Source organism: Massilia sp. GCM10023247, from assembly GCF_042653325.1.
GTDB lineage: Bacteria > Pseudomonadota > Gammaproteobacteria > Burkholderiales > Burkholderiaceae_D > Telluria.
Window position 1 is genome coordinate 174,628 of sequence record NZ_JBHSIB010000024.1, and the last position, 26,534, is coordinate 201,161.

Annotated in this window: 23 protein-coding genes; 18 read left to right on the forward strand and 5 right to left on the reverse strand. The window is 70.7% G+C overall.

What is annotated here, in order from left to right; all coding sequences use genetic code 11:
• Positions 1-42 precede the first annotated feature (42 nt).
• The 3 genes from nadB to ACFPAH_RS19975 form a co-directional block, all read right to left on the reverse strand.
• Positions 43-1,683 carry an L-aspartate oxidase gene (gene nadB, locus ACFPAH_RS19965; RefSeq protein ID WP_379748814.1) on the reverse strand — a complete coding sequence of 547 codons (1,641 nt, stop codon included), beginning with the start codon at positions 1,681-1,683 and terminating at the stop codon, positions 43-45.
• Between the two features lie 116 nt (positions 1,684-1,799).
• Positions 1,800-2,552 carry a hydrolase 1, exosortase A system-associated gene (locus ACFPAH_RS19970; RefSeq protein ID WP_379748816.1) on the reverse strand — a complete coding sequence of 251 codons (753 nt, stop codon included), beginning with the start codon at positions 2,550-2,552 and terminating at the stop codon, positions 1,800-1,802.
• Positions 2,549-3,391, reverse strand: coding sequence for a hydrolase 2, exosortase A system-associated (locus ACFPAH_RS19975; protein ID WP_379748818.1), 843 nt, complete (start codon positions 3,389-3,391; stop codon positions 2,549-2,551). Before ACFPAH_RS19975 ends, ACFPAH_RS19970 begins: the two co-directional genes overlap by 4 nt.
• Positions 3,392-3,631: 240 nt before the next feature.
• Here ACFPAH_RS19975 and ACFPAH_RS19980 point away from each other — a divergent pair, with 240 nt between their 5' ends.
• Together ACFPAH_RS19980 and ACFPAH_RS19985 are read left to right on the forward strand one after the other, a co-directional pair.
• A complete protein-coding gene (locus ACFPAH_RS19980) occupies positions 3,632-5,272 on the forward strand; it encodes an AMP-binding protein (protein WP_379748820.1) in 1,641 nt (546 codons plus the stop codon).
• Positions 5,273-5,304: 32 nt separating this feature from the next.
• Positions 5,305-7,122: an asparagine synthase-related protein gene (locus ACFPAH_RS19985; RefSeq protein ID WP_379748822.1), complete on the forward strand. Its 1,818-nt coding sequence runs from the start codon at positions 5,305-5,307 to the stop codon at positions 7,120-7,122.
• Between the two features lie 27 nt (positions 7,123-7,149).
• Here ACFPAH_RS19985 and ACFPAH_RS19990 read toward each other — a convergent pair whose 3' ends face one another.
• Positions 7,150-8,415: a glycosyltransferase gene (locus ACFPAH_RS19990; protein WP_379748824.1), complete on the reverse strand. Its 1,266-nt coding sequence runs from the start codon at positions 8,413-8,415 to the stop codon at positions 7,150-7,152.
• Between the two features lie 474 nt (positions 8,416-8,889).
• On the opposite strand from ACFPAH_RS19990, the gene ACFPAH_RS19995 reads away from it, so the two are divergent.
• The 3 genes from ACFPAH_RS19995 (at position 8,890) to ACFPAH_RS20005 (ending at position 11,890) form a co-directional block, all read left to right on the forward strand.
• Positions 8,890-9,666, forward strand: coding sequence for an N-acyl amino acid synthase FeeM domain-containing protein (locus ACFPAH_RS19995; RefSeq protein WP_379748826.1), 777 nt, complete (start codon positions 8,890-8,892; stop codon positions 9,664-9,666).
• On the forward strand, positions 9,663-11,312 hold the full coding sequence (locus tag ACFPAH_RS20000; RefSeq protein WP_379748828.1) for an FAD-binding oxidoreductase: 1,650 nt from the start codon (positions 9,663-9,665) through the stop codon (positions 11,310-11,312). Before ACFPAH_RS19995 ends, ACFPAH_RS20000 begins: the two co-directional genes overlap by 4 nt.
• A 77-nt stretch (positions 11,313-11,389) precedes the next feature.
• Positions 11,390-11,890 (forward strand): pyridoxamine 5'-phosphate oxidase family protein, encoded by a 501-nt coding sequence (locus tag ACFPAH_RS20005; RefSeq protein ID WP_379748830.1) that lies wholly within the window; start codon positions 11,390-11,392, stop codon positions 11,888-11,890.
• A 15-nt stretch (positions 11,891-11,905) separates the two neighbouring features.
• On the opposite strand, the gene ACFPAH_RS20010 is transcribed toward ACFPAH_RS20005, so the two are convergent.
• Entirely contained in the window at positions 11,906-12,283 is a 378-nt protein-coding gene (locus ACFPAH_RS20010) for a hypothetical protein (protein ID WP_379748832.1), read from the reverse strand.
• 106 nt (positions 12,284-12,389) lie between these two features.
• Here ACFPAH_RS20010 and ACFPAH_RS20015 point away from each other — a divergent pair, with 106 nt between their 5' ends.
• The 13 genes from ACFPAH_RS20015 (at position 12,390) to ACFPAH_RS20075 (ending at position 26,526) form a co-directional block, all read left to right on the forward strand.
• On the forward strand, positions 12,390-12,785 hold the full coding sequence (locus tag ACFPAH_RS20015) for a DUF2784 domain-containing protein (RefSeq protein WP_379748834.1): 396 nt from the start codon (positions 12,390-12,392) through the stop codon (positions 12,783-12,785).
• A gap of 406 nt (positions 12,786-13,191) precedes the next feature.
• Positions 13,192-14,592: an amino acid permease gene (locus ACFPAH_RS20020; protein WP_379748836.1), complete on the forward strand. Its 1,401-nt coding sequence runs from the start codon at positions 13,192-13,194 to the stop codon at positions 14,590-14,592.
• A gap of 218 nt (positions 14,593-14,810) precedes the next feature.
• A complete protein-coding gene (locus tag ACFPAH_RS20025) occupies positions 14,811-15,974 on the forward strand; it encodes a tyrosine-type recombinase/integrase (RefSeq protein ID WP_379748838.1) in 1,164 nt (387 codons plus the stop codon).
• A 155-nt stretch (positions 15,975-16,129) separates the two neighbouring features.
• The gene (gene wrbA, locus ACFPAH_RS20030) at positions 16,130-16,729 is read left to right on the forward strand and encodes an NAD(P)H:quinone oxidoreductase (RefSeq protein WP_379748840.1); all 600 of its coding nucleotides are present in this window, start codon (positions 16,130-16,132) and stop codon (positions 16,727-16,729) included.
• 89 nt (positions 16,730-16,818) lie between these two features.
• Entirely contained in the window at positions 16,819-17,871 is a 1,053-nt protein-coding gene (locus tag ACFPAH_RS20035) for an SDR family oxidoreductase (protein WP_379748841.1), read from the forward strand.
• A complete protein-coding gene (locus ACFPAH_RS20040; protein ID WP_379748843.1) occupies positions 17,858-19,069 on the forward strand; it encodes a M24 family metallopeptidase in 1,212 nt (403 codons plus the stop codon). The genes ACFPAH_RS20035 and ACFPAH_RS20040 overlap by 14 nt, the downstream gene beginning before the upstream one ends.
• Positions 19,070-19,084: 15 nt before the next feature.
• Positions 19,085-19,735, forward strand: a complete 651-nt coding sequence (locus ACFPAH_RS20045) for a cytochrome c3 family protein (protein WP_379748845.1) — start codon at positions 19,085-19,087, stop codon at positions 19,733-19,735.
• Entirely contained in the window at positions 19,732-22,554 is a 2,823-nt protein-coding gene (locus ACFPAH_RS20050) for a 4Fe-4S dicluster domain-containing protein (RefSeq protein ID WP_379748847.1), read from the forward strand. Before ACFPAH_RS20045 ends, ACFPAH_RS20050 begins: the two co-directional genes overlap by 4 nt.
• Complete coding sequence (gene nrfD / locus ACFPAH_RS20055) at positions 22,551-23,954, forward strand: NrfD/PsrC family molybdoenzyme membrane anchor subunit (protein WP_379748849.1); 1,404 nt, start codon at positions 22,551-22,553, stop codon at positions 23,952-23,954. Before ACFPAH_RS20050 ends, nrfD begins: the two co-directional genes overlap by 4 nt.
• The gene (locus ACFPAH_RS20060; RefSeq protein WP_379748851.1) at positions 23,951-24,484 is read left to right on the forward strand and encodes a DUF3341 domain-containing protein; all 534 of its coding nucleotides are present in this window, start codon (positions 23,951-23,953) and stop codon (positions 24,482-24,484) included. The genes nrfD and ACFPAH_RS20060 overlap by 4 nt, the downstream gene beginning before the upstream one ends.
• Positions 24,481-25,107, forward strand: a complete 627-nt coding sequence (locus tag ACFPAH_RS20065; protein WP_379748853.1) for a c-type cytochrome — start codon at positions 24,481-24,483, stop codon at positions 25,105-25,107. Before ACFPAH_RS20060 ends, ACFPAH_RS20065 begins: the two co-directional genes overlap by 4 nt.
• Positions 25,104-26,156, forward strand: a complete 1,053-nt coding sequence (locus ACFPAH_RS20070) for a hypothetical protein (RefSeq protein ID WP_379748855.1) — start codon at positions 25,104-25,106, stop codon at positions 26,154-26,156. Before ACFPAH_RS20065 ends, ACFPAH_RS20070 begins: the two co-directional genes overlap by 4 nt.
• Positions 26,149-26,526: a hypothetical protein gene (locus tag ACFPAH_RS20075; RefSeq protein WP_379748857.1), complete on the forward strand. Its 378-nt coding sequence runs from the start codon at positions 26,149-26,151 to the stop codon at positions 26,524-26,526. Before ACFPAH_RS20070 ends, ACFPAH_RS20075 begins: the two co-directional genes overlap by 8 nt.
• Positions 26,527-26,534 lie beyond the last annotated feature (8 nt).

Consider the following 26,534-nt stretch of genomic DNA (forward strand, 5'->3'; position numbering starts at 1 on the left):
ATGACGGACCGGCCGGCCACGTGCGACGTGGCCGGCGCGGGATCAACGCCTTGCCGGAGTGAGCACGCTGGGCAGGGCCTTCGGCAGCGTGTCCGGATAATCGCGCGAAAAATGCAGGCCGCGGCTTTCGTGGCGCGACAGCGCGCTGTTGACGATCAGCGAGGCGACGTCGACCAGGTTGCGCAATTCAAGCAAGTCGTGCGTGATCCGGAAGTTGCGGTAGTACTCGTCGATTTCTTCCTTGAGCAGCGCAATCCGGTGCTGGGCGCGCTCGAGGCGCTTGGTGGTGCGCACGATGCCGACGTAATTCCACATGAAGCGGCGCAGTTCGTCCCAGTTGTGGGCAATGACCACTTCCTCGTCCGCGTTCGTCACCCGGCTCTCGTCCCAGGGCGGGAGCGCCGGGTTGTCGATGCGTGGGGCGGCCGCGATCTGGCTGGCGCAGGCGCGCCCGACGACGACGCATTCGAGCAGCGAGTTGCTCGCCAGGCGGTTGGCGCCGTGCAGGCCGGTGCAGGCGGTCTCGCCGACCGCGTACAGGCCGGCGATGTCGGTGCGCCCGGCCAGGTCGGTCACCACGCCGCCGCAGGTGAAGTGCACCGCGGGCACGACAGGAATCGGTTCCTTGGTGATGTCGATGCCCAGTTCCAGGCAGCGCGCGTAGATGGTCGGGAAGTGCTCTTTCAGGAACTCGGGGCTCTGGTGGCTGATATCGAGGTGCACGTAATCGAGGCCGCGTTTTTTCATCTCGAAGTCGATCGCCCGGGCGACCACGTCGCGTGGGGCCAGCTCGCCCCGCTCGTCGTGGGCCGGCATGAAGCGCGTGCCTCCCGCCTGCGCCGAATCGGGCGGCAGTTTCAGCAGGCCGCCTTCGCCGCGGATCGCTTCGGTGATCAGGAAGGATTTCGCGTACGGGTGGTACAGGCAGGTCGGGTGGAACTGCATGAACTCCATGTTCGAGATGCGGCAGCCGGCGCGCCAGGCCATGGCGATGCCGTCGCCGGTGGCGGTGTCGGGATTGGTCGTGTACAGGTAAACCTTGCCGGCGCCGCCGGTGGCCAGCACGGTGTGCTCGGCCTCGAAGGTCAGCACCTCGCCGCTCTGCTCGTCCTGCACGTACAGGCCGTAGCAGCGCGGCTGGCCGGCCAGGTGGGGAACGCCGCCGTGCACCGCGCCGTGCTCGCCCTTGGCGGCCAGCTTGTCGGACGTGATGACGTCGATTGCGCAGTGGTGTTCGAACAGGGTGATGTTCGGGTGGGCCCGCACTTTCTGCTCGAGCGTGACCTGGACCGCGTGGCCGGTGGCGTCGGCGGCATGGATGATGCGCCGCTGGCTGTGGCCGCCCTCGCGGGTCAGGTGGAAGCCCAGCTCGGCGCTGGCGTCGCGGGTGAACGGCACGCCCTGTTCGATCAGCCATTCGATCGCGGAGCGCCCGTTCTCGACGATGTAGCGGGTGGCCCCCTCGTCGCACAGGCCGGCGCCCGCCACCAGCGTGTCGGCGATGTGCTGGTCGTGGCTGTCGCCCGAGTCGAGCACGGCGGCGATGCCGCCCTGGGCCCAGTTGCTGGCGCCATCGAGCAGGGCACGTTTGGAAATGATGGCAACCGAGCGCGTCTGCGCAAGATGCAGGGCCACCGACAGGCCGGCAAGGCCGCTGCCGACGATTGCAACGTCAAATTTCATGGAAAGGATAATATTTGTACAGAAGCATCACTATAGACGATTTGCCGCCGATGCGTCCTGCGAGGCCCTGCTGGCCGCTGCTGCCCGATTTTGCGGCCCGATTTTGCGGCCTGATGCTACCAGGAGGTGAGCCAGCTGGCGCAGGCGAAGGCGACCGCCTCGCGCCAGGCGCTGCCGCCGGCCTCGCCGCAGCCGGCGAGCTCGATGCGGCGGCTGGGTGCGCCCTGGTGTTCCAGCGCGCAGCTGCTGCCGGCGGCACTGCCGGCGCAGATCAGCAGGACGCTGCCGCCGAAGCCGGCGGGCGCCGGCGCCGCTGCCGGGCCCGTCCCTGGAGCCGCGGCAGCCCCGGCCGCCTCGGCTGCTGCGCGGCCGAGGGCGGCGGCGCGGCGCAACAGCCGCTGCGCCACCGAGAGCGGCGCCGGCTGCGGCAGGCCGCCAGCGGCGAGGGACGGCAATAGCGGATCGAGCAGCGCCAGTCCCGTGACCCGGCTGTCGCCGGCCGCATAGCTGGCGGCGAGCGGGGCCGCGTCGCCCGGGGCGAGGATGACACATTCTGTCATTTCGGGCACGTGGATGAAAAATTCCTTCAATGCCGCTTCGATGTCCTCGGCGGCCGGCATGCTGCCCGGGCTGGCCCGGTCGCCTTCGCTGTCGCCGAAGCCGCGCCGGTCGAAGCGCATGACGGCGATGCCGCGCCCGGCCAGCAGGCGCGAGAGCAAGGTGAAGCGGCGGTGGCTGCCGGCGCGGTACTGGGTACTGTCGGGCAGCACCAGCATGCCGCGCACCAGCGGACGCTCGGGCACGTCGACGATGCCGATCAGGCCGACACCGGCCGCGTGGAAGCGCAGGGCGCGCTGTTCGAGTTTCATGCCGGGTCTCCCGAAAACAGGTCGCAGGTGGCGGCGCGCAGGGCAGGGCAGTCGAACTCGCCCGGCCCGCTCCAGTCCGGGGCACTGTCGAGGCCATGGAAATGCAGCCGGACCCCGGCCGGCGCCCAGCGCTCGGCCAGGCGCGCGGCGCCGGCGGCGGCCTTCGCCGGCGCCGTGCCGACGTGCGCGAACCAGTGGACGCTGCAAGGCGGCAGCGGCAGGCTTGCCGCATCGCAGGCATCGACCGCCCTGGCCAGCGGTACCGCCACTTCGTAGCCGCCGACCTCGATCGCGCCGTGCACCGCCAGCTGGGCGCGCAGTGCCGCCGTGCTGCGCGGGGCGCCCGGCGCCGGATCGCGCAGCTGGGGCGACATGCGCAGGAACTCGTTGATGCAGGCCCGGCCCCGCATGAAGGGTTGCCACAGCAGCAGCCGGCGCGGCAGCAGGTGGCGCGCCGCGTCCAGGGCCAGCAGGCCGCCGAGGCGCGTGCCCCACAGGGTCAGCGGCCCGGTGTCGCGCTCGGCCAGCCAGGCGGCCGCCAGCGCCAGGTCGTCGTGCCAGATCTGCCAGCGGCCGGCGTTGAATTCGCCGCAACTGTCGCCGCAGCCGAACAGGTCGATCTGCAGCACGGCGTAGCCGAGCGCCGCGAATGCCCGCGACTGCTGCGCCGCCATGCGCCGCGTGCGGTTCAGTTCCTCGGCGAAGGGGTGGACGTAGAGGATGGCGCCGCGCGGCGCCACCTGGGGATTGGGCGCGTGGTACAGGCTGAAGCGCGTGCCCGGCCTGGCATCGAAGAAGAAGGGCTCCACGCGGGGCGTGGTCAGCAGCGGCGCATTCATGGACTGGCGTCTCCTGCACTCGTTTGGCTTGTCGCATCAGCGCACGTGCAACAGCGCTCGCGTGGCAAAGCCGGGTTGTCGGTGTAACGAACATGCATTTATGTCAATTAGACACGCGTGCCACAGCCTGGTGTTGCGCGCTGACAGGCGCAGTGACCGGTCATATGTTGAGGGTGATCAATAGGCCACAGGCAGATTTTCTGAATCATTGATTTCTTTTGAGCATGATCGGAGGAAGCCATGGCGCAGTTGTCCCACGAACTGGTCGAGGAAGCGGCGGCGCACACACCGGCCGCCATCGCCTTACGGCACGGCGCCCAGCGCACCTCCTACGCGGCGCTGGCGGCCGCCGGGGCCGCCGCCGCTGCCGCGTTTGCTGCGGCCTTGCGCGCCTGCGGCGCAGGCGGCGGCGAGCGCGTCGCGCTGCGCCTGCCCGATGGCCCGGCCTTCGTCGCGGCGCTGCTCGGCGCTTCCGGCGCCGGGTGCGCCGTCGTGCCGATCGACCCGGCGCTCGGCGGCGAGCGCTGCGGCGCGCTGCTGCGCGACTGCCGCGCGGTGATCCTGGTCGCCGGCGCCGGGGATCTGGCGAGCCTGGCGCCGGTGCTGGCGGACTGTCCGCGGCTGCGCCTGCTGATCGTGCAGGACGGCCCGGCACGGTCCGATATCCCGGGCCCGGGCCTGTTGCGGACCCTCGGCTGGGATGCCTTCCTGGCCGGCGCCGGCGGGGAGAGTGCGACGGCGCCGGCGGCCGGGCTGGCGGCGCTGCTGTATTGCGCCGATTACCGTACCGTTGGCGCGGGAGATCGCGGGCCGGTGGGCGGCATGGCGCTGTCGCACCGCAACCTGGTCGCCGGCGCGCAGTCGACCGTCCGCTGCGCAGGGATGGAAGCGGGCCAGGCGCTGCTGGTGGCGCTGCCCCTGCACAGCGACCACGGCCTGAACGCCTTGCTGGCCGCTTTCGCGGCCGGCGCCACCGTGGTGCTCGAGCCGTCCGCGGCAAGCGCTGGCCAGCCCGGCGCCGCCGCGCTGGCGCGCCGGCTCGGGCGCGGGTCGATCGAGGGCCTGGTGGCCTCGCCCGCGCTCCTGGCGGCGCTCGCCGGCCAGGACCTGCGCCATGCCGCCGGCGGATTGCGCTACCTCGTCTGTGCCGGCGGCGCGCCGGAACGCAGCGCGCTCGATGCCTTGCGCCGCGCGCTGCCGCGTACCCGGATCCACCTGCTGTACGACATCGGCGACGCCTGCCGCTCGACCAGCCTGATGCCGGCCATGCTGGACGAACGTCCGGGCAGCATGGGGCGCGCGCTGCCGTATTCCGAGTGGCGGGTGCTGCGTCCGGACGGGCGCGATTGCCTGCCCGGCGAGACCGGGGAACTGGCGCGCTGCGGCGCGCTCGTCACCCTCGGCTACTGGAACGACCCGCAACGCACGGCCGCGCATTTCCGCGCGCTGCCGCCCACGCCAGGACTGGCGCGCCGCGAGACCGGCTACTTTCCCGGCCTGGCGGCGCGCAAGGACGGCGACGGCTTTCTCTACCTGCTCGATGCGCGCAGCGACATCATCGTCACCCAGGGCTATCGCGTCAGTCCGCGCGAGGTCGAGAAAATCGTGGTCGGCACCGGCCTGGTGACCGAGGCGGCGGCGGTCGGAGTCGCCCATCCTGTGCTGGGGCAGGTGATCGCGGTGCTGGCCACGCCGCGCCCGGGCGCCCGGCTCGATTCCACAATCCTGTTCGGAGCCTGCCAGGCGCGCCTGCCGCGCTACATGCTGCCGGCCATGGTCGACGTGCGGCGCACGCCGCTGCCGCGTTGCGGCGACGGCCAGATCGACCGCGCGCTGCTGGCCGGCGAACTGGCGCCGCTGTTTGCCGAGGTGACGCCATGAATCAAGTAACGAATCAAGCGACGAATCAGGCAATGAATCCATCCATGACCGGGTTGTGCGGCTGGTTCTCGGGCGAGCCCGCGGCATTGCCGCTGGCGGACATGGCCGCGCCCTTCGGCAATGGGGCGCTGCTCCGCAGCGGCGCCCATGGCCTCGGCGCGGCCGCGCTCTCCGGCGGCGCCGACGAAGCCTTCCTTTATCATGAAGACGGCCTCCTGATCGTGCACTGGGGCGAGCGCGTCGAGGAGCTGGCGCGGCTCTGGCGCAGCCACGGCCCCACGGCCTGTGCGGCGCTGTCCGGACATTTTGCCTTCGCCATCCTCGACGAGCGGCGCGCCGAAGCGCTGCTGGCGGTCGACCGCTGCGGCACCCGGCCGCTGTTCTACCGGATGGCCGGGCGGACGCTGCTGTTCGCCAGCAGCATGGAGGCGCTGGCGCGCCACCCCGGCGCCGGCGCCGAGCCCGATCCGCAGGCGCTGTTCGACTATCTCTACCTGGATGCGACCCACGGCCCGCGCACCATGCACGCGGGCGGGCTCCGGCTGGCGCCGGGCGAATGCCTGCACCTGCGCGAGGGCCGCGTCGAGCGCCTGCATTACTGGCGCATGCGCTATACCGAGCATGCGGAGGACCCGGCGCCAGAGGTCGCGCTGGTCGATGCGCTGTCCTGCGCGGTCGCGGCGGCAGCAGGCCAGCACCAGGGCGGGGTGATGCTCGCGGGCGGCGCCGGCGGCGCGCTGCTGGCGGCGCTGCTGGCGCGCGCCACCGGCGCCGCGCCCGCCACCTACACGATCGGCTTCGGTGCCCAGGCGAGCGCCACGCTCAAGCGGGGGCGGGCGCTGGGGGCGCGCCTGGGAAGCCGGCACCGCGACACCGTGATCGGCGCCGACGACGTGGCCGACGCAATGGCGGCGTTGGCGCGCGCCGCCGATGCCCCGTGCGGCGACCCGGCCGCGGTGGCGATGCTGTTTGCCGCGCGCATGGCGCGCGAGGACGGGGTGCGCCGCCTGGCCGGCGCCTTCGGCGGTGCCCAACTGTTCGGCTGCAGCCGGCGCTACGCCGCCCTGGCGCGCGCCGGCCGCTACGAACGCCTGCCGGGCGCGCTGCGCCAGTTGCTGATCGAGCCGCTGCTGTTCGGCGCCGCGGCCGGGCTTCCCGGCGCCTGCGCGCGCCTGCGCGCCCGCATCGAGCTGTCGCTGGCGCCGGCCCCGCTGCGGTTGCGTCGCGCGAACCCGCTGCTGGCGCATGGCGCGGCCGCCGTCTTCGAGCCCGGCTTCCTCGAACTGGTCGACCCGGACGCCCCGGCCGCGGCCCAGGAGCAGGCCTGGTGGCTGGCGCAGGCGCGCTGCGGCGTCAACCGCGCGGTCGACCTCGAACTGCAGGGCGACCTGCCGTGCCGGCTGCTGCCGGCGTTTCGCGCCGCCTGCGCAGCGAGCGGCGTCGCCCCGGCCTATCCCTACCTGCACGACGCGGTGGTGGCGATGTCGGCGCGCCTGGCGTCCCGGCACAAGCGTGCCGGGGCAGCGCACGCGCTGTTCGCGCGCGCCTTGGGCGAACTCGGCTGCAAGGCGCCGCCGCCCGCGGCGGCGCCATCTCTGCCCTTCGGCGCCTGGCTGCAGAGCGACGCGCGCCTGCGCGCGCTGGCCTACGACAGCCTGGCCGCTTTCGCCCGGCGCGGCATCGTGCGCCGCTCGTTCGTCGACCTGCTGCTGGCGCGCCGCCTGCCGGAAGACCCGGCACTGCACGGGCGCATGGTCTGGCAGCTGATGATGCTCGAGGCCTGGCTTGCGCGGAGCCGCGACGGGGTCGGGGCCGCAGCGCCTGGCGCCGCCCTGGCGCAGCTGGCCTGAGCCGGGCGCTGCGGACTGCGCGTCCGCTCAGCGCGGCAGCCGGCAGCCGGCGGTGAGCGCGTCGTAGACCGCCAGGTAGCTGTGCGCCATCGCCGGCAGGCTGTGGTGCGCGATCACCTGGCCACGGGCGCGCGCCCCGTGGCGCGCGCCCATCTCGGGAATGCGGCAATAGTCGGCGATGGCGGCCGCCATGACGTCCGGCGACATGGGCGGCACCAGGATGCCGGTGAGCCCAGGCTGCACCAGTTCCTTGTGCACCCCGGCCGCGGTGGCCACCACCGGCAGCCCGCTGGCCATGGCTTCGAGCAGCACCTTGCCGCTGGCCTGTGCCAGGGCCGGCAGCACCATCAGGTCCATCGCGCGCAGCAACTGCGCGGTGTCGGCGCGTTCGCCGGGGAGCCAGGCGCGGTGCGCGGCGCCGGCGCGCTCGAGCATGGCCTGGCATTCGGCGCGCAGCGGCCCGTCGCCGACAATCAGCAGGCGCAGCCGCGCATGAGCCGGGTGCGGCGACGAGATCAGGCGCAGGAAGGCTTCGACCAGGGTGCTGTCCTTGTTGGCCTCGTCCATGCGGCCGACGCTGCCGATGACGAATGCGTCGTCCCGCATGAAGCCGTCGGGCCCGACGGCCGCGTGCGGCCCCAGGCGCGGATGGAATTCGAGGCTGTCGACCGCGTGCGGGATGTGCGACACGCGCGCGGGTTCGGCGCCGATCTGCTCGATCAGCCAGCGTTCCTGTTCGGCGCTGGCGGCGATGTAGTGGGTCGCCAGCGGATACAGCAGGCGGTGAACAAGCGGACGCAGGAGCGGCCGCACGAGCGGGTGCAGCAGGGCAGGAGGGCGCCGCTGGAGCGATTCGAAGGGCTCGCGCCCGTATTCGCCGTGCACGCGCAGCCGCACGCCGGCCAGCGCCGCGGCCAGCTGGCCCTCGAGCCCGCCGAGGTTGCGGGTGTGGACCAGGTCCGGCCGCAGGCTGCGCAGCGCGCGCACCATGCCCAGGAATTGGCCGGGAGCGGGAACGGGGCTGCCGCCTTCGCGCCGCTGCAGGTCGATGATCTCGACGCCGAGCTCGCGCAGGCGGCCGCCTGCGCCACCTTGCCCGCCCAGGCAGAGCACGGCATGGCGGTAGCGTCCGGGCGGGCTATGGTTGACCAGGTCGAGCAGGGCGGGACCGGCACCGGCCGCGTCGAGCCGGTTCACCACATGGGCAACCAGGCGCGGCGCGGCGAGCGCGCCGGCCATGCCGGCGGGCGCGCGGCTACCCATGGTGCAGAACCAGGCCGCCGCCGTGGCCACGCCCGGCGCCAAGGCTGCCGGCCATCATGTCCGCGCCGCGCACGAAGGTGGCCGCGCGCGCAGCCTGCTGGAGCGATCGAACGGCATGGCAGAGTCTCCGGTAAAGGCCTGCGGCGGGCCTGGTGAAGGTCTGGTGAAGGACAGTTGCAGCTCAGTGGCAGCTCAGTTAAAGCTTATTTGCAACTCAGTTGCAGCACCGTCCGGCGATTATATGGCCGCGCGCCGGCGGCATTCCGCGACACGGTCGCACCCTTGATATCAGTCAAACCCGGCCGTTTTTTGCGCAACGGTCGGCGCCGGAACGGGCGCAAACCGCTCAATGCTTGTGACAAATTTCTCTTGAGCTTGACCTACATTCAGATGATAAACATCCGGATAGAACCACGGGAACCACGCTACTGCTGACCTTGTCTGACTGCCAGCTTGACCGTTTTCGCCAATGACGGCGGGACGCCATCTTCGAAGGAGACAAGTATGCTGGTAGTTGAAATGCCGATCGCAAGCTTCCGTAACCCGTCCGCACCAACGCCGGGACAGGCGCGCCCCGATGCCGCCGGCACGCGCCGCCCGGGCAGCCCTGCCCATGCCGCCCATGCCGGCTCCCAGGTATTCAACGTCCGCCTGGCGATCTCCGCCGAGCGGCACGCGGACGCCGGCGTCCTGTTACAGCGCATGTACGCATGGCGCGGCTATGCGGTCGACGCCGGAGCGGTCGGCGCCGGCAAGACGTTTACGCTGTATGCGGAAACCGGCGGCGAACTGGTCGGTACGGTCAGCCTGTGTCTCGAGCACCAGGGCAGGCTGCCTGCGGACGAGCATTTCGGCGATCGCCTGGAGAGCCTGCGGCGCGAGGGCCGCCGCCTGTGCGAGCCGTCGCGCCTGGCCATCGACAAGGGCATGTCGAAGCGCGTGTTCGCGGCCCTGATGCATACCGCGCACCTGTACGCCTCCAGGCTGCACGCCTGCACCGACTACGTCATCGAAGTCAATCCGCGCCACGTGGCCTTCTACCGGCAGGTGCTCGGTTTCGCCGAGTTCGGCGCGCAACGCCATTGCAGCCGGGTCGGCGCACCGGCGGTGCTGCTGCGGCTGCCGGTCGACCACATGAGCGCGCACATCGCGCGATGGGCCGGAGCGCCCGGCCAGGAGCGGGTCGCGCGCTCCTTCTACCCCTATTTCTTCCCGCTGCATGACGAAGCGGGCATTACCGCGCGCCTGGCCGCGCTGTGCCAGGCGGGAGAACGGCCATGAGCAAACTCAACGACCTGCACCGGCCGGCTTGCCTGGACGAGGCACTGGCCGCCATCGTCGCCGTCGTCGGCCACGAGCACCTCGCGAGCGATCCCGGCACGCGCGAACGCTACGCGCGCAGCACGGCCGCGCTCCCGGTCTTGCCGCTCGCCGTGGCGCGCCCCGGCAGCGCCGACGAGGTGGCGCAAGTGGTGAGAATCGCCGCCCGCTACGCGCTGGCGGTTTACCCGATCAGCACCGGCAAGAACTGGGGCTATGGCGACGCCTGTGCGGTGGGCCCCGGCCAGGTCCTGCTCGACCTGTCGCGCATGAACCGGATCGTCCAGGTCGACGCGGAACTGGCCTACGCCGTGATCGAGCCCGGCGTCACCCAGCACCAGCTGTCGTGCTTCCTGCGCGAAAAGGGACTGCCGCTGTGGGCCGATTGCACCGGGGCCGGCCCCGACACCAGCTATGTCGGCAATATCATGGAGCGCGGCTTCGGCCATTCTCCCTACGGCAACCGGCTCCAGCATGTGGCGGGCATGGAGATCGTGCTGGCCGATGGCGAGCTGCTCAGGACCGGCTTCGGCCACTACCGCAACGCGCGCGCCGCGCACCTGTTCCCGTATGGGGTCGGGCCTTTCCTCGACGGCCTGTTCACCCAATCGAACATGGGCATCGTCACCCAGCTCGGGATCTGGCTCATGCCGCGCGTCGAGTGCGTCCACCATTTCCTGTGCAGCGTCCCCGCGCACGGCGAGATCGCGGCGGTGGTGGACGCCCTGCGCCCGCTGCGGCTGGACGGCACCCTGCGCAGCATCCTGCATATCGGCAATGACATGCGCGCCCTGTCCGGCAGCGGCGTGTTTCCGCGCGCCCAGGTGGAGCAGGGCGCGCGCCTGCCCGAGGAAGTGCGCGGCGCGCTCTGCCGGGCCGCCGGCGTCCAGCCCTGGACCGTCTCGGGCGCCCTGTACGGCACCCGCGCCCAGGTCGCGGCCGCGCGCGCCGCACTGCGCCGGGCCCTGCGCGGCACGCGGGCGCGCACCGTGTTCATTACTCAGCGCAAGCTGCGCATCGGCGGGCTGCTCGCCCGCGTCCTGGGAGAGAGCCCGGCCGGCCGCCGGTTGCGCAGCAGGCTGGCGATTGCGCAATCGCTGTTCGGGATGAACCACGGCACGCCGAGCGGGCGCTTCCTGGCCGGAGCCTATTGGCGCCGGCGCGGCGGCCTTCCGGAACGCTTCCCCGAGTCGGCCGATCCGGCGCGCGACCATTGCGGCCTGCTGTGGGTGTCGCCGGTGCTGCCGATGCGCGGCGCCGACATGCTGGCGGTGCACGACCTGGCGCAGGGCGTATTCTGGAAGCACGGCTTCGACCTGTTCGCCACCTTCAGCATGATCAACGAACGGGCGCTGGGCGGCGTGCTGACGGTCGCCTACGACAAGGAAGACCCGGAGGAAACGGCGCGCGCCCGCGCCTGTCACGACGAGGTCTTCCAGCGCATGATGGATGCCGGCTATATTCCCTACCGTGTCGGGAACCAGGCGATGGGCCGGCTCGATCCGGAGGGCGACACGTATTGGCGTACCGTCGCGCGCATCAAGGCGGCCCTCGACCCGGCCGGCATCCTGGCGCCGGGACGCTACCAGCCGGCATCCTCAACCTGAGCGCAAGGTTCGGCCGCGCACGGAGCGGCGGAGCGGCGCGCCCTAGTATGTGGACTCATTTAACTGAAGGAGATGCCATGTCCACGAACGCTTCCGCGCAGGCGGCCGCGCTGGCCGACAAGATCCGCTCGATGCGCTTCGCGATGTTTACGACGGTCGACGAGCACGGTCACCTGATCAGCCACCCGATGACCAACCAGGAAACGGACGAACAGGGCGGCCTGTGGTTCTACACCTCGATCCACGCCCCGCTGTGGCAGAACATCGCCGTCCAGCCGGAAGTCAACGTCAGCTTCGCCCAGCCCGACGACAGCCTGTACGTGTCGATCAGCGGCACGGCCGAGCGGGTGGTCGACCGCGAGCGCATCCGCGCCCTGTGGAACCCGATGGTGCAGGCCTGGTTCCCGCACGGCCCCGACGACGAGCACGTGGTGCTGGTGCGGGTCGCGCCGCACAGCGCCGAATACTGGGACTCGAACGACAGCAAGATGGTGCGCCTGTTCCAGATGGCCAAGGCCGCCGTGACCGGCTCCACCCCGGACGTCGATCCGGGCGAGCACGGCATGATCAAGATGTGAGCGGCGTCTAGCCGCTCAGCGCGGCGGCAGGTCCTGCGGGGACTGGTTGGCGCCGCTTTCCGGGCTGCCGAGGCCGGTTCCGGTGCCGCCGCCTTGCGCGGGGCGGGTGTCCTGGGCGCCGCGCGCGCCGCTCTGCATCGCGCTGTCGGCAGCTTGCGCCTCGGGCGCGGCTGGCGCCGGCTCTGGTTTGCCATCCGGTGCGGCCTGGATCTCGCCCTGGCTATGCGTCAGCTGCGCGCCGCCGCTGCCGCCGGTCTCCGCCTGGGACTCGTGGGTTGGCGTGGCGCCGGCCTGGCCGCTGGTCGGGCCGCCGACGCCGAGGGTGGCCGAAGCCTCGTCCTGGGTGTGATGGCCTGCCGCCGCATGCGACGGCGTATTCGAAGTTGCTCCCATGCTGTTCTCCTTGATGCAAGTTGGTGACGATGATACGCCTGCTTGCGGCCTGCACGGTTGGGTGCGCGCCTTGACAGCCGCCCGCGACCATGGTCGCATGGCCGCCATGAGCCTTGCGATCGCATCGAGCCTGGTCCTGCTGGCGCACCTGGCCTTCGTCCTGTTCGTCGTCTTCGGCGCCGCCCTGGTGGCGCGCTGGCCGCGCCTGGCGCTGCTGCACCTGCCGGCCGTCGCCTGGGGCGTCTTCGTGGAGCTGACCGGGCGCGCCTGTCCCTTGACCGCGCTCGAGAACGGGCTGCGCCTGCGCGCGGGGCTGGAGGGCTACGCGGAAAGCTTTATCGAGCATTACCTCCTGGCGCTGCTCTACCCGGGCGGCCTGACCCGGGAGGTCCAGCTGGCGCTGGCCGCCGCGGTCGCGCTGGTCAACCTCCTGCTGTACGGATGGGTGCTGGTCCGGTCCCGGCGCCGACGCGCCGGCCTGCGCCCGGCCAGCCTGGCCTGAGGGCCGCATGCCGGACCGGACGCGGTCGCCGAAAGATTGCCTTACGGCGAGCTTGCTCAACCGGGCTTGGCGGAGCAATAATGCGGATGTGCTGGCTTATTGTTATCGTTTTTTTTTGCGGCCGTGTGTAAAGACGCGGGCGCGAAGCGGTTCGATCGGCGCCTGGCGCTTGCGCGGGCGCTCTCCCTTGGATCCCATTTCCGTTCCTGATCCCGGCGGCGTGGCGCTCTGCCTCCATCCACCGGTGGAGGCGGCGTTTGTTGTCTTCGGGCGTGGATGACAGGCAAGGCGGGCAATGCCATGGGCCAGCGATAGGCACAGCGAAGGGCAAAGTAGGGGGAGTCGGCTGGCGAGACCCGGCACCTTCCCTGGAGGAGAAAGATAATGAAAAACAGGAGAACACGCAGTGAGTATTTTTAGGACGAAAAATCTCGATGCCATGGTCGCGGACAGCCGCGCCCCGGGCGGGTTGAAAAAGGTCCTCGGACCGCTGGACCTGGTCCTGATGGGTATCGGGGCAATTGTCGGCACGGGTATCTTCGTGCTGACGGGCACCGGCGCGGTCACGGCCGGCCCGGCGCTGACCCTTTCCTTCATCATCGCTGCCGTGGCCTGCGGGTTTGCCGCGCTGTGCTATGCCGAATTCGCTTCGAGCGTGCCGGTGGCGGGCTCGATCTACACCTATTCCTACCTCACGCTGGGCGAACTCGTCGCCTGGATGATCGGCTGGGACCTGCTGCTCGAATACGGCCTCGCCACCTCGACCGTTGCGGTCGGCTGGTCGGGCTATTTCCAGTCGCTGCTCAAGGGCATCGGCATCGTGCTGCCGGAAGCGCTGCGCGCCGCCCCTGGCGCCATCCCGGGCGTCAACACCGTGTTCAACCTGCCGGCTTTCCTGATCATGATGGTCCTGACCTTCATGCTCTCGCTCGGCGTGCGCGAATCGGCCCGCGTCAACAACGTGATGGTCGCGATCAAGACCGGCGTGGTCCTGCTGTTCATCGTGGTCGGCGTCGGCTACGTCAAGCCCGACAACTGGCAGCCCTTCATGCCCTTCGGCGCGACGAGCGTGATGAGCGCCGCGGCACTGGTGTTCTTTGCCTTTATCGGTTTCGACGCCGTGACCTCGGCTGCCGAAGAAGTCAAGAACCCGACCAAGGACCTGCCGATCGGCATCATCGGCTCGCTGGTGGTCTGCACCATCCTGTACGTGGCGGTGTCGGCGATCATGACCGGCATCGTTCCGTTCATGAAATTCGAAGGCGTCGATCACCCGGTGTCGCTGGCGCTGCAATACGCCGGCCAGGACTGGGTTGCCGGCTTCGTCGACCTGGCGGCGATCCTGGGCATGAGCACCGTGATCCTGGTGATGGCCTACGGCCAGACCCGCATCCTGTACGCGATGTCGCGCGATGGCCTGCTGCCGGCCAAGCTCTCGACCGTGCACCCGAAATACGGCACGCCGTTCTTCGCGACCTGGCTGGTCGGCATCATCTTCGGCCTGATCGCCGCCGTGGTGCCGCTGGGCGTGCTGGCCGAGCTGGTCAACATCGGCACCCTGGCCGCGTTCTCGCTGGTGTCGGTCGCCGTCATCATCCTGCGCAAGACCCGTCCGGACCTGCCGCGTGCCTTCCGTTGCCCTGGCGTGCCGGTGATCCCGGCCCTGGCCATCATCTTCTGCCTGGTGCTGATGTCCTTCCTGAGCGCCCACACCTGGATCGCCTTCATCGCCTGGCTGGCACTCGGCCTGGTGATCTACTTCGCCTATGCGCGCCACCATTCGAAACTGAACGGCAAGCAAGCCTAAGACAGGCACCGAGGGCACCCGGCCGCGGCCGGGTGCCCTTACCCTCGACCTGGCCGGCGGCGCGCGCCGCGGCCGGGTTTTTTTATTCCCCGCATCAAACAGCAGAGGCGCCGCGGCCGGGGACAGGGCGCCGGGTTGACACGATCGCAAGACGCATCTGGATGTGCCCGGAAGGCCATGCTATACTGTACAAACATACAGTAGTCAGCAAGCCAGCCATGACAAAATTCCTTCCGATCGATCTGAGTCCGCCTGCGCCAGGCGATGGCGACGGGGCGCCCAGCGCCCGTATCGACGTCAAGATGTTCCGGGTGGCGGACGATCCGATCACGGAAGCCCAGACCGACGTCGAGATCGCCCGCGAGTTCATCGCCAACGGCGACCTGAGTCCGAAATCGGTCGCCAACAGCCAGAAGGAACTCTACCGCTTCCTGACCTGGTGCCGGGAAGAGGCGAAAAAAAGCCTGGCCCAGCTCAACGTCGCCGACCTGAATGCGTATAAGGATTTCCTGCGCAACCCGCCGCCGGACTGGATCTCGAAGACCAAATGGCCGCGCAGCGACTCGCGCTACCGTCCGTTCTCGGGACCGCTCTCCGACCCCAGCCGGCGCCAGGCGATGATCGCCGTCAAGGGCCTGCTGTCCTTCGCCGAACAGACCGGCTACCTGCGGCGCAACCCGGGTGCGCTGGTGCGCAACGTGCGCGCGCCGCTGGCCAGCCGCATCACGCGCTACCTGACGCCTGAGGCGATCGCGCTGGCGGTCGCGACCGTGGCGCGCCGCGTGCCCGATTCGCCGGCCGCGCTGCGGCGGCGCGAGCGCGACCGTTTCCTGCTGATCGCCTTTGCGCACACCGGCGCGCGCCTGAACGAAATCGTCAGCGCCGACATGGGCGCGATGTACAGCGAAGGCAAGGGGCGCTGGTGGATCGACGTGCTCGGCAAGGGCAGCAAGCCGCGCCGCCTGCCGGTGCCGGAGGAAATGCTGGCCGCCTTCCGCGCCTACCGCGAAGCCTTCGGCTTGCCGCCCCACACCGTCCGTGCCGACCGCATGCCGCTCGTGCTGTCGAGCCGGAGCCGCAGCATCAAGCGGCTGACCGACGAGGCTGCGGCGGAGGCGCTGAAGGGCGTGTTCGCGGAGGCGGCGTCGGCCGCGGCGCAGGCGGGCGAGGCCGACATCGCGGCCAGCCTGCGCCACGCCTCCGTGCACTGGCTGCGCCACAGCATGCTGACCAACCACGCCAACAACGGCGTCCAGCTGAAGACGCTGCAGGACACGGCCGGGCACGCGAACATCGCCACCACCGCGGCCTACCTGCACAAGACCGATCACGAACGGCACGACGAGATCATCGCCTCGGTCGACAAGAAGCGCGAACGCTGAGCATGGCGCCAGACAGGTAGCCCGTCTATGCAGCATGCATGCAAGCGGGCGGACCGCGCTGCGGGATCGGAGTAGCATGGGACGCGCGCAGGCAGGCTGCGCACTGCCGACAGTCGCCGGCATCGTGATCGCCTTTCTACCCGAAGGAGAATCGCATGGCGAAGGTACTGGTTCTGTATTACTCCACCTATGGCCACATCGAACAGGTGGCGAACGCCATGGCCGAGGGCGTGCGCACCGGCGGGGCCGACGTGGTCGTCAAGCGGGTGCCGGAAACGGTGCCCGAGGAAATCGCGCGCAAGGGCCATTTCAAGCTCGACCAGCCGGCCCCGATCGCCACGGTCGACGAGTTGCCGAGCTACGATGCCATCATCATCGGCGCGCCCACGCGCTACGGCCGCATGCCTTCGCAAATGGCGGCCTTCCTCGACCAGACCGGCGGCCTGTGGGCGCGCGGCGCCCTGCACGGCAAGGTCGGGGCCGCCTTCACCTCGACCGCTACCCAGCACGGCGGCCAGGAAACGACGCTGTTCTCCATCATCACCAACCTGCTGCACTTCGGCATGGTCGTCGTCGGCCTGCCGTACAGCTTCGCCGGCCAGATGACGCTGGCGGAAATCACCGGCGCCAGCCCCTACGGCGCCAGCACCATTGCCGGCGGCCAGGGCGAGCGCCAGCCCAGCCAGAACGAACTCGACGGCGCCCGGCACCAGGGAGAACTGGTGGCGAAAACCGCGGTCAAATTGGTCGGGTGAGCGGGGGCGGCGCGCGCGGCGCAAACGCTGTGTGCGCGGCCGGGGCAGTGCCTGGCCGCGGCCGATACCGGTACTGATGGAGTGCTGTCATGAAGGGCGGGGTGGTGGTGGTGACCGGCGCGAACGCCGGTGTCGGGCGCGCCGCAGCGCGCGCCTTTGCCGAGGCCGGCGCGGCCTGCGTCGTACTGCTCGCGCGCGATGGCGCGCGCCTGGCCGATACGGCCGCCGAAATCGAACAGCGGGGCGCGCGCGCGCTGCCGATCGAGGTCGACGTCGCCGATGCGGCGGCCCTCGAGCAGGCGGCAGAGCGCATCGAGAGCGAAGCGGGCCCGATCGCGGTCTGGGTCAACAATGCGATGGCCACCATTTTCGCGCCGATCCAGGAGATCACCCCGGAAGAGTTCGCGCGGGTGACGAATGTGACCTACCTCGGCAGCGTCTACGGCACCATGAGCGCGCTCAAACGCATGCGCCAGCGCAACGCCGGCGCGATCGTGCAGGTCGGCTCGGCGCTGGCCCACCGTTCGATCCCGTTGCAGTCGGCCTATTGCGGCGCCAAGCATGCGCTACGCGGCTTCCTGGCCTCCATCCGCAGTGAGCTGATCCACGACAAGAGCGCCATCCACATCACGATGGTCGAGCTGCCGGGTGTGAATACCCCGCAGTTCGAATGGTGCCGCAGCAAGGTGGCGCGCCATCCTCAACCCGTCGGCACACTCTACCAGCCGGAGGTCGCCGCCCAGGCCATCGTGTGGGCCGCCACGCACCGGCGGCGCGAGCTCTGCGTGGGGCTGCCGACCGTGCTGGCGGTGATGTCCAACAAGCTGGTGCCGGGCCTGCTCGACCGCGTCATGGCACGTCGCGCCTATGGGCAACAGTTCATGGACGAGCCGATTGCGCCCGACCGGCCGGACAACCTGTTTCACCCGGTGCCGTCGCCCTACCGGGCACGCGGACGCTTCGACGCCCGCGCTCACTGCGCCAGCCCGCAATTGTGGCTTTCGCTGCACCGCGGCCTGGTCGGCAGCGCGCTGTTCGCGGCCGGGCTGGCGGCGCTGCTGCGATCACGCCGCTCCCCGCGAGGGGCGCGCGCCCGGGAACGGGACGCTGGCGAGGGGAGATGGCACGGTGGACCCGATTGACGAAGGACGCGCCCACCGCCTGCCGCGGCTGCAGCAATCGATGACGCAGCGCGGCCTGGACGCGCTGGTCTGCACACGCAACCTGAACCTGCTCCTGGTGGGCGGCTGGTGCCCGGTTGCGGGAATCGCGGTGGCGCTCGTCACGCCCGAGCCGCGCGTCGTGCTGGTCGTACCCGAGGAAGCGGCTGCCATGGCTGCATGCGGCTGGGCCGACGAGGTGCGCACGTTTGCGAGCGGCTCGCTCGAACGCATCGAACCGGTGCCGCGCGAACTGACCCTGGTCCTGGAATCGGTGCTGCGTCCCGTGCTGCGGCCGGGAGCGCGGGTCGGCGTCGAAACCGGACCCGGCCACATGCCGGCCACCTATGCGTCGCTGCGCCTGTACGGCGAAGCGCTGTCGCTCTTCCTGCGCGCGGCGTTTCCCGACGCCGGGCTGGTGTCGGCCGATGGCCTGTTGCGCGCGTTGCGCGCCTGCCCGACCCCGTACGAGCGCGCCCGCATCCGTGCGGCCTGCCTGCTGGCCGCCCGGGCCTACGAACACGGGGTGCCGGCCATGGCAGCCGGCGACACGGAGCAGCAGGTGGCGGCGTCGCTGCGCCATGCCTACGGCTTGCAGGCCGGCAGCGCGCCCGGCGTCGCCATGGCCGACGCCTTCTTTTACTGTATGTCCGGCCCGAATGCGGCGCGCGCCTGGGGGGCATTCCAGGCGTCCGGTCGGCGCCGGCTGGAACGGGGCGAACCTGTCGTGCTGCACTGTAACGCCCATGCCGACGGCTACTGGACCGACCTGACCCGTACCTATGCCTTCGGCGAGCCGGACCAGCGCCTCGCCACGCTCTGGCGCCTGCTGGCCGAAGCCCGCGCCGCCGCCCTCGACCTGGTACGGCCGGGCGTGCCCGCGAGCGAAGTCGACCGGGCCGTGCGCTCGGTGCTCGCACGGGCCGGTTACGGCGAGGCCTTCCGGCACCCGGCCGGCCATGGCGTCGGCTTCACCGCCATCGACCATGCCGAGCCGCCTTGCATCCACCCGGCGAACGACGCGCCGCTGGAGGAGGGCATGGTTTTCAATATCGAGCCCGGGGCCTACCTCGACGCCTGGGGTGGTGCGCGCGACTGCAACCTGGTCGCCGTGACCGGCACCGGCTGCGAGTTGCTGTCGCCCTTTCACCTCGAGCCGGCGGACTGGCGCCTGGCCTGACGAGGAAGCGACGCGATGCCCGCACCGTTCTCGCGTCCTGCCGTTCTTGTCGTCAAGCTCGTGCTGCTGGCAGTGCTGGGACTGGGCGTGGCCGCCATCGCGCTCGGACGCTGGAACATGGCGCCGCACCCCGGGATCCGCGAGCCGGTCGCCCAGCCGATCGCCTTCAGCCACAAGCACCATGTCGGCGACGACGGCATCGACTGCCGCTATTGCCATACCTCGGTCGAGAAATCGGCCTTCGCCGGCATGCCGTCGACCTCGATTTGCCTCAGCTGCCACTCGCAGCTGTTCCTCGACTCGCCGGCACTGGCGCCGCTGCACGAGAGCGCGCGCACCGGCAGGCCGATCCGCTGGACCCGTGTGCATGACCTGCCGGATTTCGCCTATTTCGAGCACGACATCCACGTCAACAAGGGCGTCGCCTGTGTCGAGTGCCACGGCAGGGTCGACCAGATGCCCCTGACCTGGCGTACCGCTTCGCTCGAGATGCAGTGGTGCCTGGGCTGCCACCGCAATGCGCCGCGGCATGTCCGGCCGCTGGACAAGGTGCTGGCCATGGAGCCGGTACGGCCGCTGACGCCCGACGAGGTGCGCCAGCTGAGCCGCCTGCTCCGCCTGCGCAGTGCGGCTGCGCTCACCAATTGCTCTACCTGCCACCGATGAGCATCCGACGCCATCCCGTGATTCCCATCGCCGCGCAGGACGAGCCGGCGCGGCGCCGCTTCCTGAAGCTCATGGCGGCATCGGCCGCGCTGGCCGGCGCCGGCTGCAGCGGGCCGCCGGCCGAAAAGATCGTGCCTTATGTGCGCATGCCCGAGCAGGGCGTGCCCGGAACGCCGCTGTTCTACGCGACCGCTTTCCTGCGCCGCGGTTATGCGCACGGCGTGCTGGTCGAGACCAACATGGGCCGGCCGACCAAGGTCGAGGGCAATCCCGAGCACCCGGTCGGCGCCGGGGCCACCGACGTCTTCGCCCAGGCGTCGGTGCTGCAGCTATGGGATCCGGACCGCTCCCAGGCCGTCCAGCAGGGCGCCGAGTTGTCGACCTGGGCGGCCTTCGAGGCGGCGCTCGAGGCGCACCGGCCGCGTTTCGCGCGCGACGGCGGAGCCGGGCTGCACCTGCTCACCGGCGCGCTGACCTCGCCCACGCTCGCGGCCCAGATCGCCGCGCTGCAGGCGCGCTACCCGAACGCGCGCTGGCATGCCTGGGATCCGCTGCACGACGATGGCGCGGCCGAGGCCTCGGTACTGGCCTTCGGGCGCCCGCTCGATACCCTGTACCGGCCCGGGCAAGCGGCGGTGCTGCTGACCCTGGACGCCGACCTGTTCGGCACCATGCCGGGGAGCCTGGCCCATGCGCGAAGCTTCACGGCGCCGCGCCGCCTCGGCGCCCATGTGCACGGCAACCGGCTGTATGCAATGGAAGCGAGCCCGACCATCACCGGCGCCTATGCCGACGAGCGGCTGGCCCGGGCCCCGCACGAGATCGAGGCGGCCCTGTGGCGCATCGCGGGCCTGCTCGGGGCCGCGCCGGCGGCCGGGGCGGCGCCCGACAGCGCCGCGGCGCGCTGGGAAGCGGCAGTGGCGAATGCGCTAGCCGGCGCGCGCGGCCGTCATCTGGTGGTGGCCGGGACCAGCCTGCGCCCGGCCAGCCGGGCCCTGGTCCATCTCCTCAACCAGCGCCTCGGTGCGCAGGACGGCGCGCTCGCCTACATCGAGCCGGTGGCACGCAGCGCGCCCGGCCACGCCGACGCCATTGCCGGGCTGGCCGCCGACATGCATGCAGGGCGGGTCGACATGCTGCTGATGCTCGACACCAACCCGGTCTACACCGCGCCACCCGAACTCGACTTCGCGGCCGCCCTGCGCCGGGTGCCGCTCAGCGCGCACCTGGGCCTGTACCGCGACGAGACGGGACGCCGATCAAGCTGGCACTTGCCGCTGGCGCACTGCTATGAAGCATGGAGCGATGCGCGCGCGCCCGACGGCACGGCCAGTATCGTCCAGCCGGTGATCGCGCCCTTGTATGGCGGCCGTTCCGCGCATGCGCTGCTGGCGTCCGTGCTCGGGGCGGGCAGCCGCGACGGCCATGTGCAGGTCCGTTCGACCTGGCAGGCGGCGCGCGGAGCGGAACCCGGCCTGCAATTCGAAGGCTTCTGGCGCGAAGCCTTGCGCGCCGGCCTGGTGGCGGGAAGCGCCGCGCCCGCGGTGGACGTGCGCCCGGTGCCGCTGCCGGCGCGGCCGGCCCCGGCAGCGCCGCCACTGGTCGCGCTGTTCGCCCCCGACCCGGCGGTCGACGCGGGGGAGTTCAGCAATAACGCCTGGCTGCAGGAGCTGCCGCGCCCCTTGACCTCGCTCACCTGGGACAACGCCGCACTCATCGGACCGGCCAGCGCGGCCCGTGCCGGCCTCGCCGACGGCGACGTCGCGCGCCTGCGCGTCGAGGGGCGCACCTTGCTGGCCCCCGTGCTGGTAGTAGAGGAGCAGGCCGAGGGCGTGGTCACGCTGCCGCTCGGCTACGGCCGCACCGGCGCCGGGGCGGTCGGTAATGGGGTCGGTTTCGATGCGTACCGCTTGCGCACCCGCGCGGCCATGCGCGCCCCGGCGGCGCTCGAACTGGCCGCCGGCGGGCGCCGCCACAGTTTCGCCCTGCGCCAGCGCGAAGTCGACATGCACGGGCGCGATCCGGTCGAGGTGGTCGATGCCGGCGGTCCCGCTGCCGGCCGCCCGCAGCCGAGCGAGCCGCATGCGCCGCGCTCGCTGTATCCGGAGTACCGCTACCCGGACTACAAATGGGGCATGGTGATCGACCTGAACGTCTGCATCGGGTGCGCCGCCTGCACCGTGGCCTGCCAGGCCGAGAACAACATCCCGGTGGTGGGCAAGGAGGAGGTCATGCGCGGGCGCAGCATGCACTGGATCCGGGTCGACCGCTACCGGGAGGGCAGCCGCACCTTGTTCCAGCCGGTCCCCTGCATGCATTGCGAACACGCGCCCTGCGAGGAGGTCTGTCCGGTGGGCGCGGCCGTGCACGACAGCGAAGGCCTGAACGTGCAGGTGTACAACCGCTGCATCGGCACCCGTTTCTGCTCGAACAACTGTCCGTACAAGGTGCGCCGCTTTAATTTCTTGCAGTATTCGAACCAGACGGTAGAAAGCCTCAAGGCGCAGCAGAACCCGGAAGTGACGGTGCGCCGCCGCGGCGTCATGGAAAAGTGCACTTACTGCCTGCAGCGCATCACCCGGGCCCGCATCGACGCCGAAAAGGACAGGCGCCCGATTGCCGACGGCGAGATGGTGACCGCCTGCCAGGCCGCCTGCCCGACGACTGCCATCCATTTCGGCGACCTGAACGACCCGGGCAGCGACGTCGTCGCGGCCAAGGCGGCGCCGCTCGACTACGTCCTGCTCGAAGAGCTCAACACGCGCCCGCGCACCAGTTACACCGCCCGCGTCTTCAATCCCGACCGGGAGCTGGAATGAGCGCGCCATCGCCTGTCACCCGCGCCGACGCCGATGCGCCGCGCTCGCGCGACAGTGCGGTGCTGCGCGCCGGCTGGGGCTATGCCGACGTCAGCGACAAGATCGCAGGCATCGTGCTGTCCGGCCAGTTCGGCTGGAAATGGTGGACCGCCTTTCTTTGCGCCAGTGCCGGCGTGACCATGCTGCTCGGCGCCGTCGTCTGGCTGCTGGTAAAGGGCATCGGGATCTGGGGCGTGGACATCCCGGTTGCATGGGGTTTTGCGATCGGCAACTTTGTCTGGTGGATCGGGATCGGGCACGCCGGGACCTTCATCTCGGCCGTCCTGCTCTTGCTGCGGCAGCGCTGGCGTACCTCGATCAACCGCTTCGCCGAGGCGATGACGCTGTTTGCCGCGAGTATTGCCGGCATTTTTCCGATCCTGCACCTGGGACGCCCCTGGTTCTTCTACTGGCTGGTGCCCTATCCGAACGTGATGAACGTGTGGCCCCAGTGGCGCAGCCCCCTGGTGTGGGATTTCTTTGCGATCGCCACCTACCTGCTGGTGTCGCTGCTGTTCTGGTACGTCGGCCTGATCCCGGATCTCGGCACCTTGCGCGACCGCGCCGGGCGGCGCGGCCAGCGCGCGGCCCAGGTCGCGTACGGATTGCTGGCACTGGGCTGGCGCGGCGAGGCGCGCCACTGGGCGCGCTATCAGAGCGCCTACCTGCTGCTGGCCGGGCTGGCGACGCCGCTGGTGGTGTCGGTGCATACGATCGTCTCGCTCGATTTCGCGGTCGGCAACACGCCGGGCTACCACTCGACGATCTTCCCGCCGTATTTCGTGGCCGGGGCACTGTTTTCGGGCTTTGCCATGGTGCTGACCCTGGCCATCCCGCTGCGCGCGGCCTTCGGGCTGCAGGATTTCATCACCAGGCGCCACCTGGCGAATGCCGCCAAGGTGCTGCTGGCAACGAGCTGGCTGGTTGCCTACGGCTACCTGGCCGAGATCTTCACGGCGTTCTACAGCGGTGACCGCTATGAAATCTACATGACCCTCAACCGCTGGACCGGGCCGTATGCGCCGGTGTACTGGAGCATGCTGACATGTAATATCCTGCTGCCCCAGCTGCTCTGGTGGCGGCGCATGCGCGGCAGCGCGCTGGCCCTGTTCCTGCTCAGCCTGGTGATCAACGCCGGCATGTGGATGGAGCGCTTCCTGATCGTGGTGTCCTCGCTGCACCGCGACTTCCTGCCCTCGAGCTGGGGCATGTTCTACCCGACGCGCTGGGACTGGATCACGCTGTTCGGCTCGATCGCGCTGTTCGTCTGGCTGTTCCTGCTGTTCGTGCGCTTCCTGCCGCTGATCTCGATGGCCGAGATGCGCGAACTGGTGCGCGACAGTGCAAAGGGGCAGGCATGAGCGCGGCCCTGTATGGCCTGCTGGCCGAGTTTCCCAGCGCCGAGAGCCTGTGCGCCGCCGCCCGCCATGTGCGCGCGCACGGCTATACCCGGGCCGAGGCCTATTCGCCCTTCGCCGTCGACGGGCTCGACGAGGTGCTCGGCATGGACCGCAACTGGGTGGCGCCGGCGACGCTGCTGGGCGGGCTGGCCGGCGGCGCCGGCGCGTACTTCCTGCAGTGGTATGCGGCCGTGGTCGACTATCCGATCAACGTCGGCGGGCGGCCCCTGCACAGCTGGCCGGCTTTCATCCCGGCCACCTTCGAACTGACCATCCTCGGCGCCGCGCTGGCGGCCGTGCTGGTGATGCTGCTGCAGAACGGGCTGCCGCAGCTGTACCACCCGCTGTTCGAAATCGACGAATTCGAGCTGGCCAGCCGCAACCGCTTCTTCCTGTGCCTGCCCGCGCGCGACCCCGTGTTCGCGCCCGGACCGGCGCGCGCGCTGCTCGAGGAGCTGCAGCCGCTGCTGCTGCGCGAGGTGCCGTCATGATGCGCCGCGCAACATGGATGCTGGCCCTGTGCCTGCTGGGCGGCTGCGAACGCGCCAAGCAGGACATGTACGACCAGCCGCGCTACAAGACCTTCGCCGCGAGCACGCTGTGGGAAGACGGCGCTTCCGCGCGTCCGCCGCCCCAGGGCACCCAGCCGCGCGCGCGCGGCGCCTTCGCCGACAGTTCGGGCGGGCGCACCGGCGCCGCCGCGGTGGCGGCCGACATCGCGGCCGAGGACGCGCCGGCGATCCCGTACCCGGTCGACCTGCGCCTGCTGCAACGCGGCAGGGAGCGCTACATGATCTACTGCCTGCCTTGCCACAGTCCGCTCGGCGACGGCGACGGCCTGGTGGTGCGGCGCGGGTTTCCGGCGCCGCCGACCTTCCACCAGGCGCGCCTGCGCGCCGCGCCGGACCGCCACCTGTACGACGTGATCAGCCGCGGCTACGGGGTGATGGTGCCGTATGGCGATCGCGTCGAACCGCCCGACCGCTGGGCCATCGTCGCCTTCATCCGCGCCCTGCAGCTGAGCCAGAACGTCGAGGCGGCGCGCCTGGCGGCGGACCAGCGCGCCCACCTGGACGGGCAGGGCGGCCGCGCCGGTCCGGGAGGCGCGCCATGAAGATCTACGTGCCGGCACGCGCGAGCGCTGTCCCGCTCTCTGTTCTTCTTCTGGTCCTGGTTTTGGCCGGCGCCGGCTGGCTGCTCGATCCGCGCGCGCTGCTGGCCTGCTACCTGGCCGCCTGGTGGTTCGTGGCGGGCACCCTGCTGGGCGGCCTGGCCAACGTCTGGCTGCACCAATTGACGGGCGGTGCCTGGGGCGACACGATCAGGGCGCCGCTGCTGCGCGCGGCGCGCTGGCTGCCGCTGGCCTGCCTGCTGTTCCTGCCGGTCCTGGCGGGCCTGCACCTGTTGTATCCCTGGAGCGGCGCATCCGGCGTCGAGCCGGCCACCGCCTTTCGCCGCTGGTGGCTGGATCCGGTCTTTTTCACGCTGCGCAGCCTCGCCTACCTGCTGCTCTGGAGCCTGCTCGCATGGATCGAGACCCGCGCTTCCGCCCGCTCGGCGGCGCGCGCCGCCGCCTGCCTGCTGGCGTATGGGTTTTCGGTCGGCCTGGCCTCGGTGGACTGGATCATGTCGCTGCAGCCGTCCTGGTACTCGAGCGTATTCGGCTGGCTGACCGGCACCGGGCAGATGCTGTCCGGGATGGCGCTGGCGCTGCTGCTGATCGACCGTGGCGCGGCGCGCGCCCGGCTGCCGGACCTCGGCAACTTGCTGCTGATGTACGTGATGACCTGGGCCTACCTGGCTTACGTGCAGTTCCTGATCATCTGGGCCGCGGACCTGCCGCGCGAGATCGGCTGGTACCTGCAGCGCAGCGCCCCCGGGTGGCAGGCGGTCGCCTGGACGCTGCTGGCCGTGCACGGCGCCGTGCCGGTCGCGATCCTGCTGTCGCGCCAGGCCAAGCAGGCCCCGCGCCTGCTCGGGGCGTTGGCCGCGGGGCTGCTGGCGGCGCACGTGCTCGACTGCTGGTGGCTGGTCCTGCCCTCGGTGCAGGGCATGACGCGCCATTGGCTGTGGCTGGCACCGCTGGTCGCCTTCGGGCTGGCGGCTCCGGCCTGGATGCTGTTGCGGCCCGCCGGCCTGGCGAGGAGGAAAGCCCATGCCTGAGCCGCAAGACGAGAAGCTCGCCGAGCAGGAGGCGCAGCGCGAAGACCGCGGCATCCACGTGCGCGCCATCCGGCGCGGCGCCCTGGCGATCCTGGCCGGCATCGTGTTTGCGCTGGGCGGCTCGTGGATGCTGGTGCGCGCGCTCGGCCCTGCCGGCAATACGGGGAGGCCGGCAGTCATCCCGGCGCCACGCCTGCAGGGCGCCCCGCAGCCGGAACGGGCCGCCTATTTCGCCGAAAAGGAAAGGCGCCTCGGCAGCTGGGGCTGGGTCGACCGCGACGCCGGCCTGGCCCATATCCCGCTCGAGGAGGCAATGCGGCTGATGGCGGCGCAACCGGGCCGCGCGGCGGCCCAGGGGAGCCGGCGGTGAGGACGGCG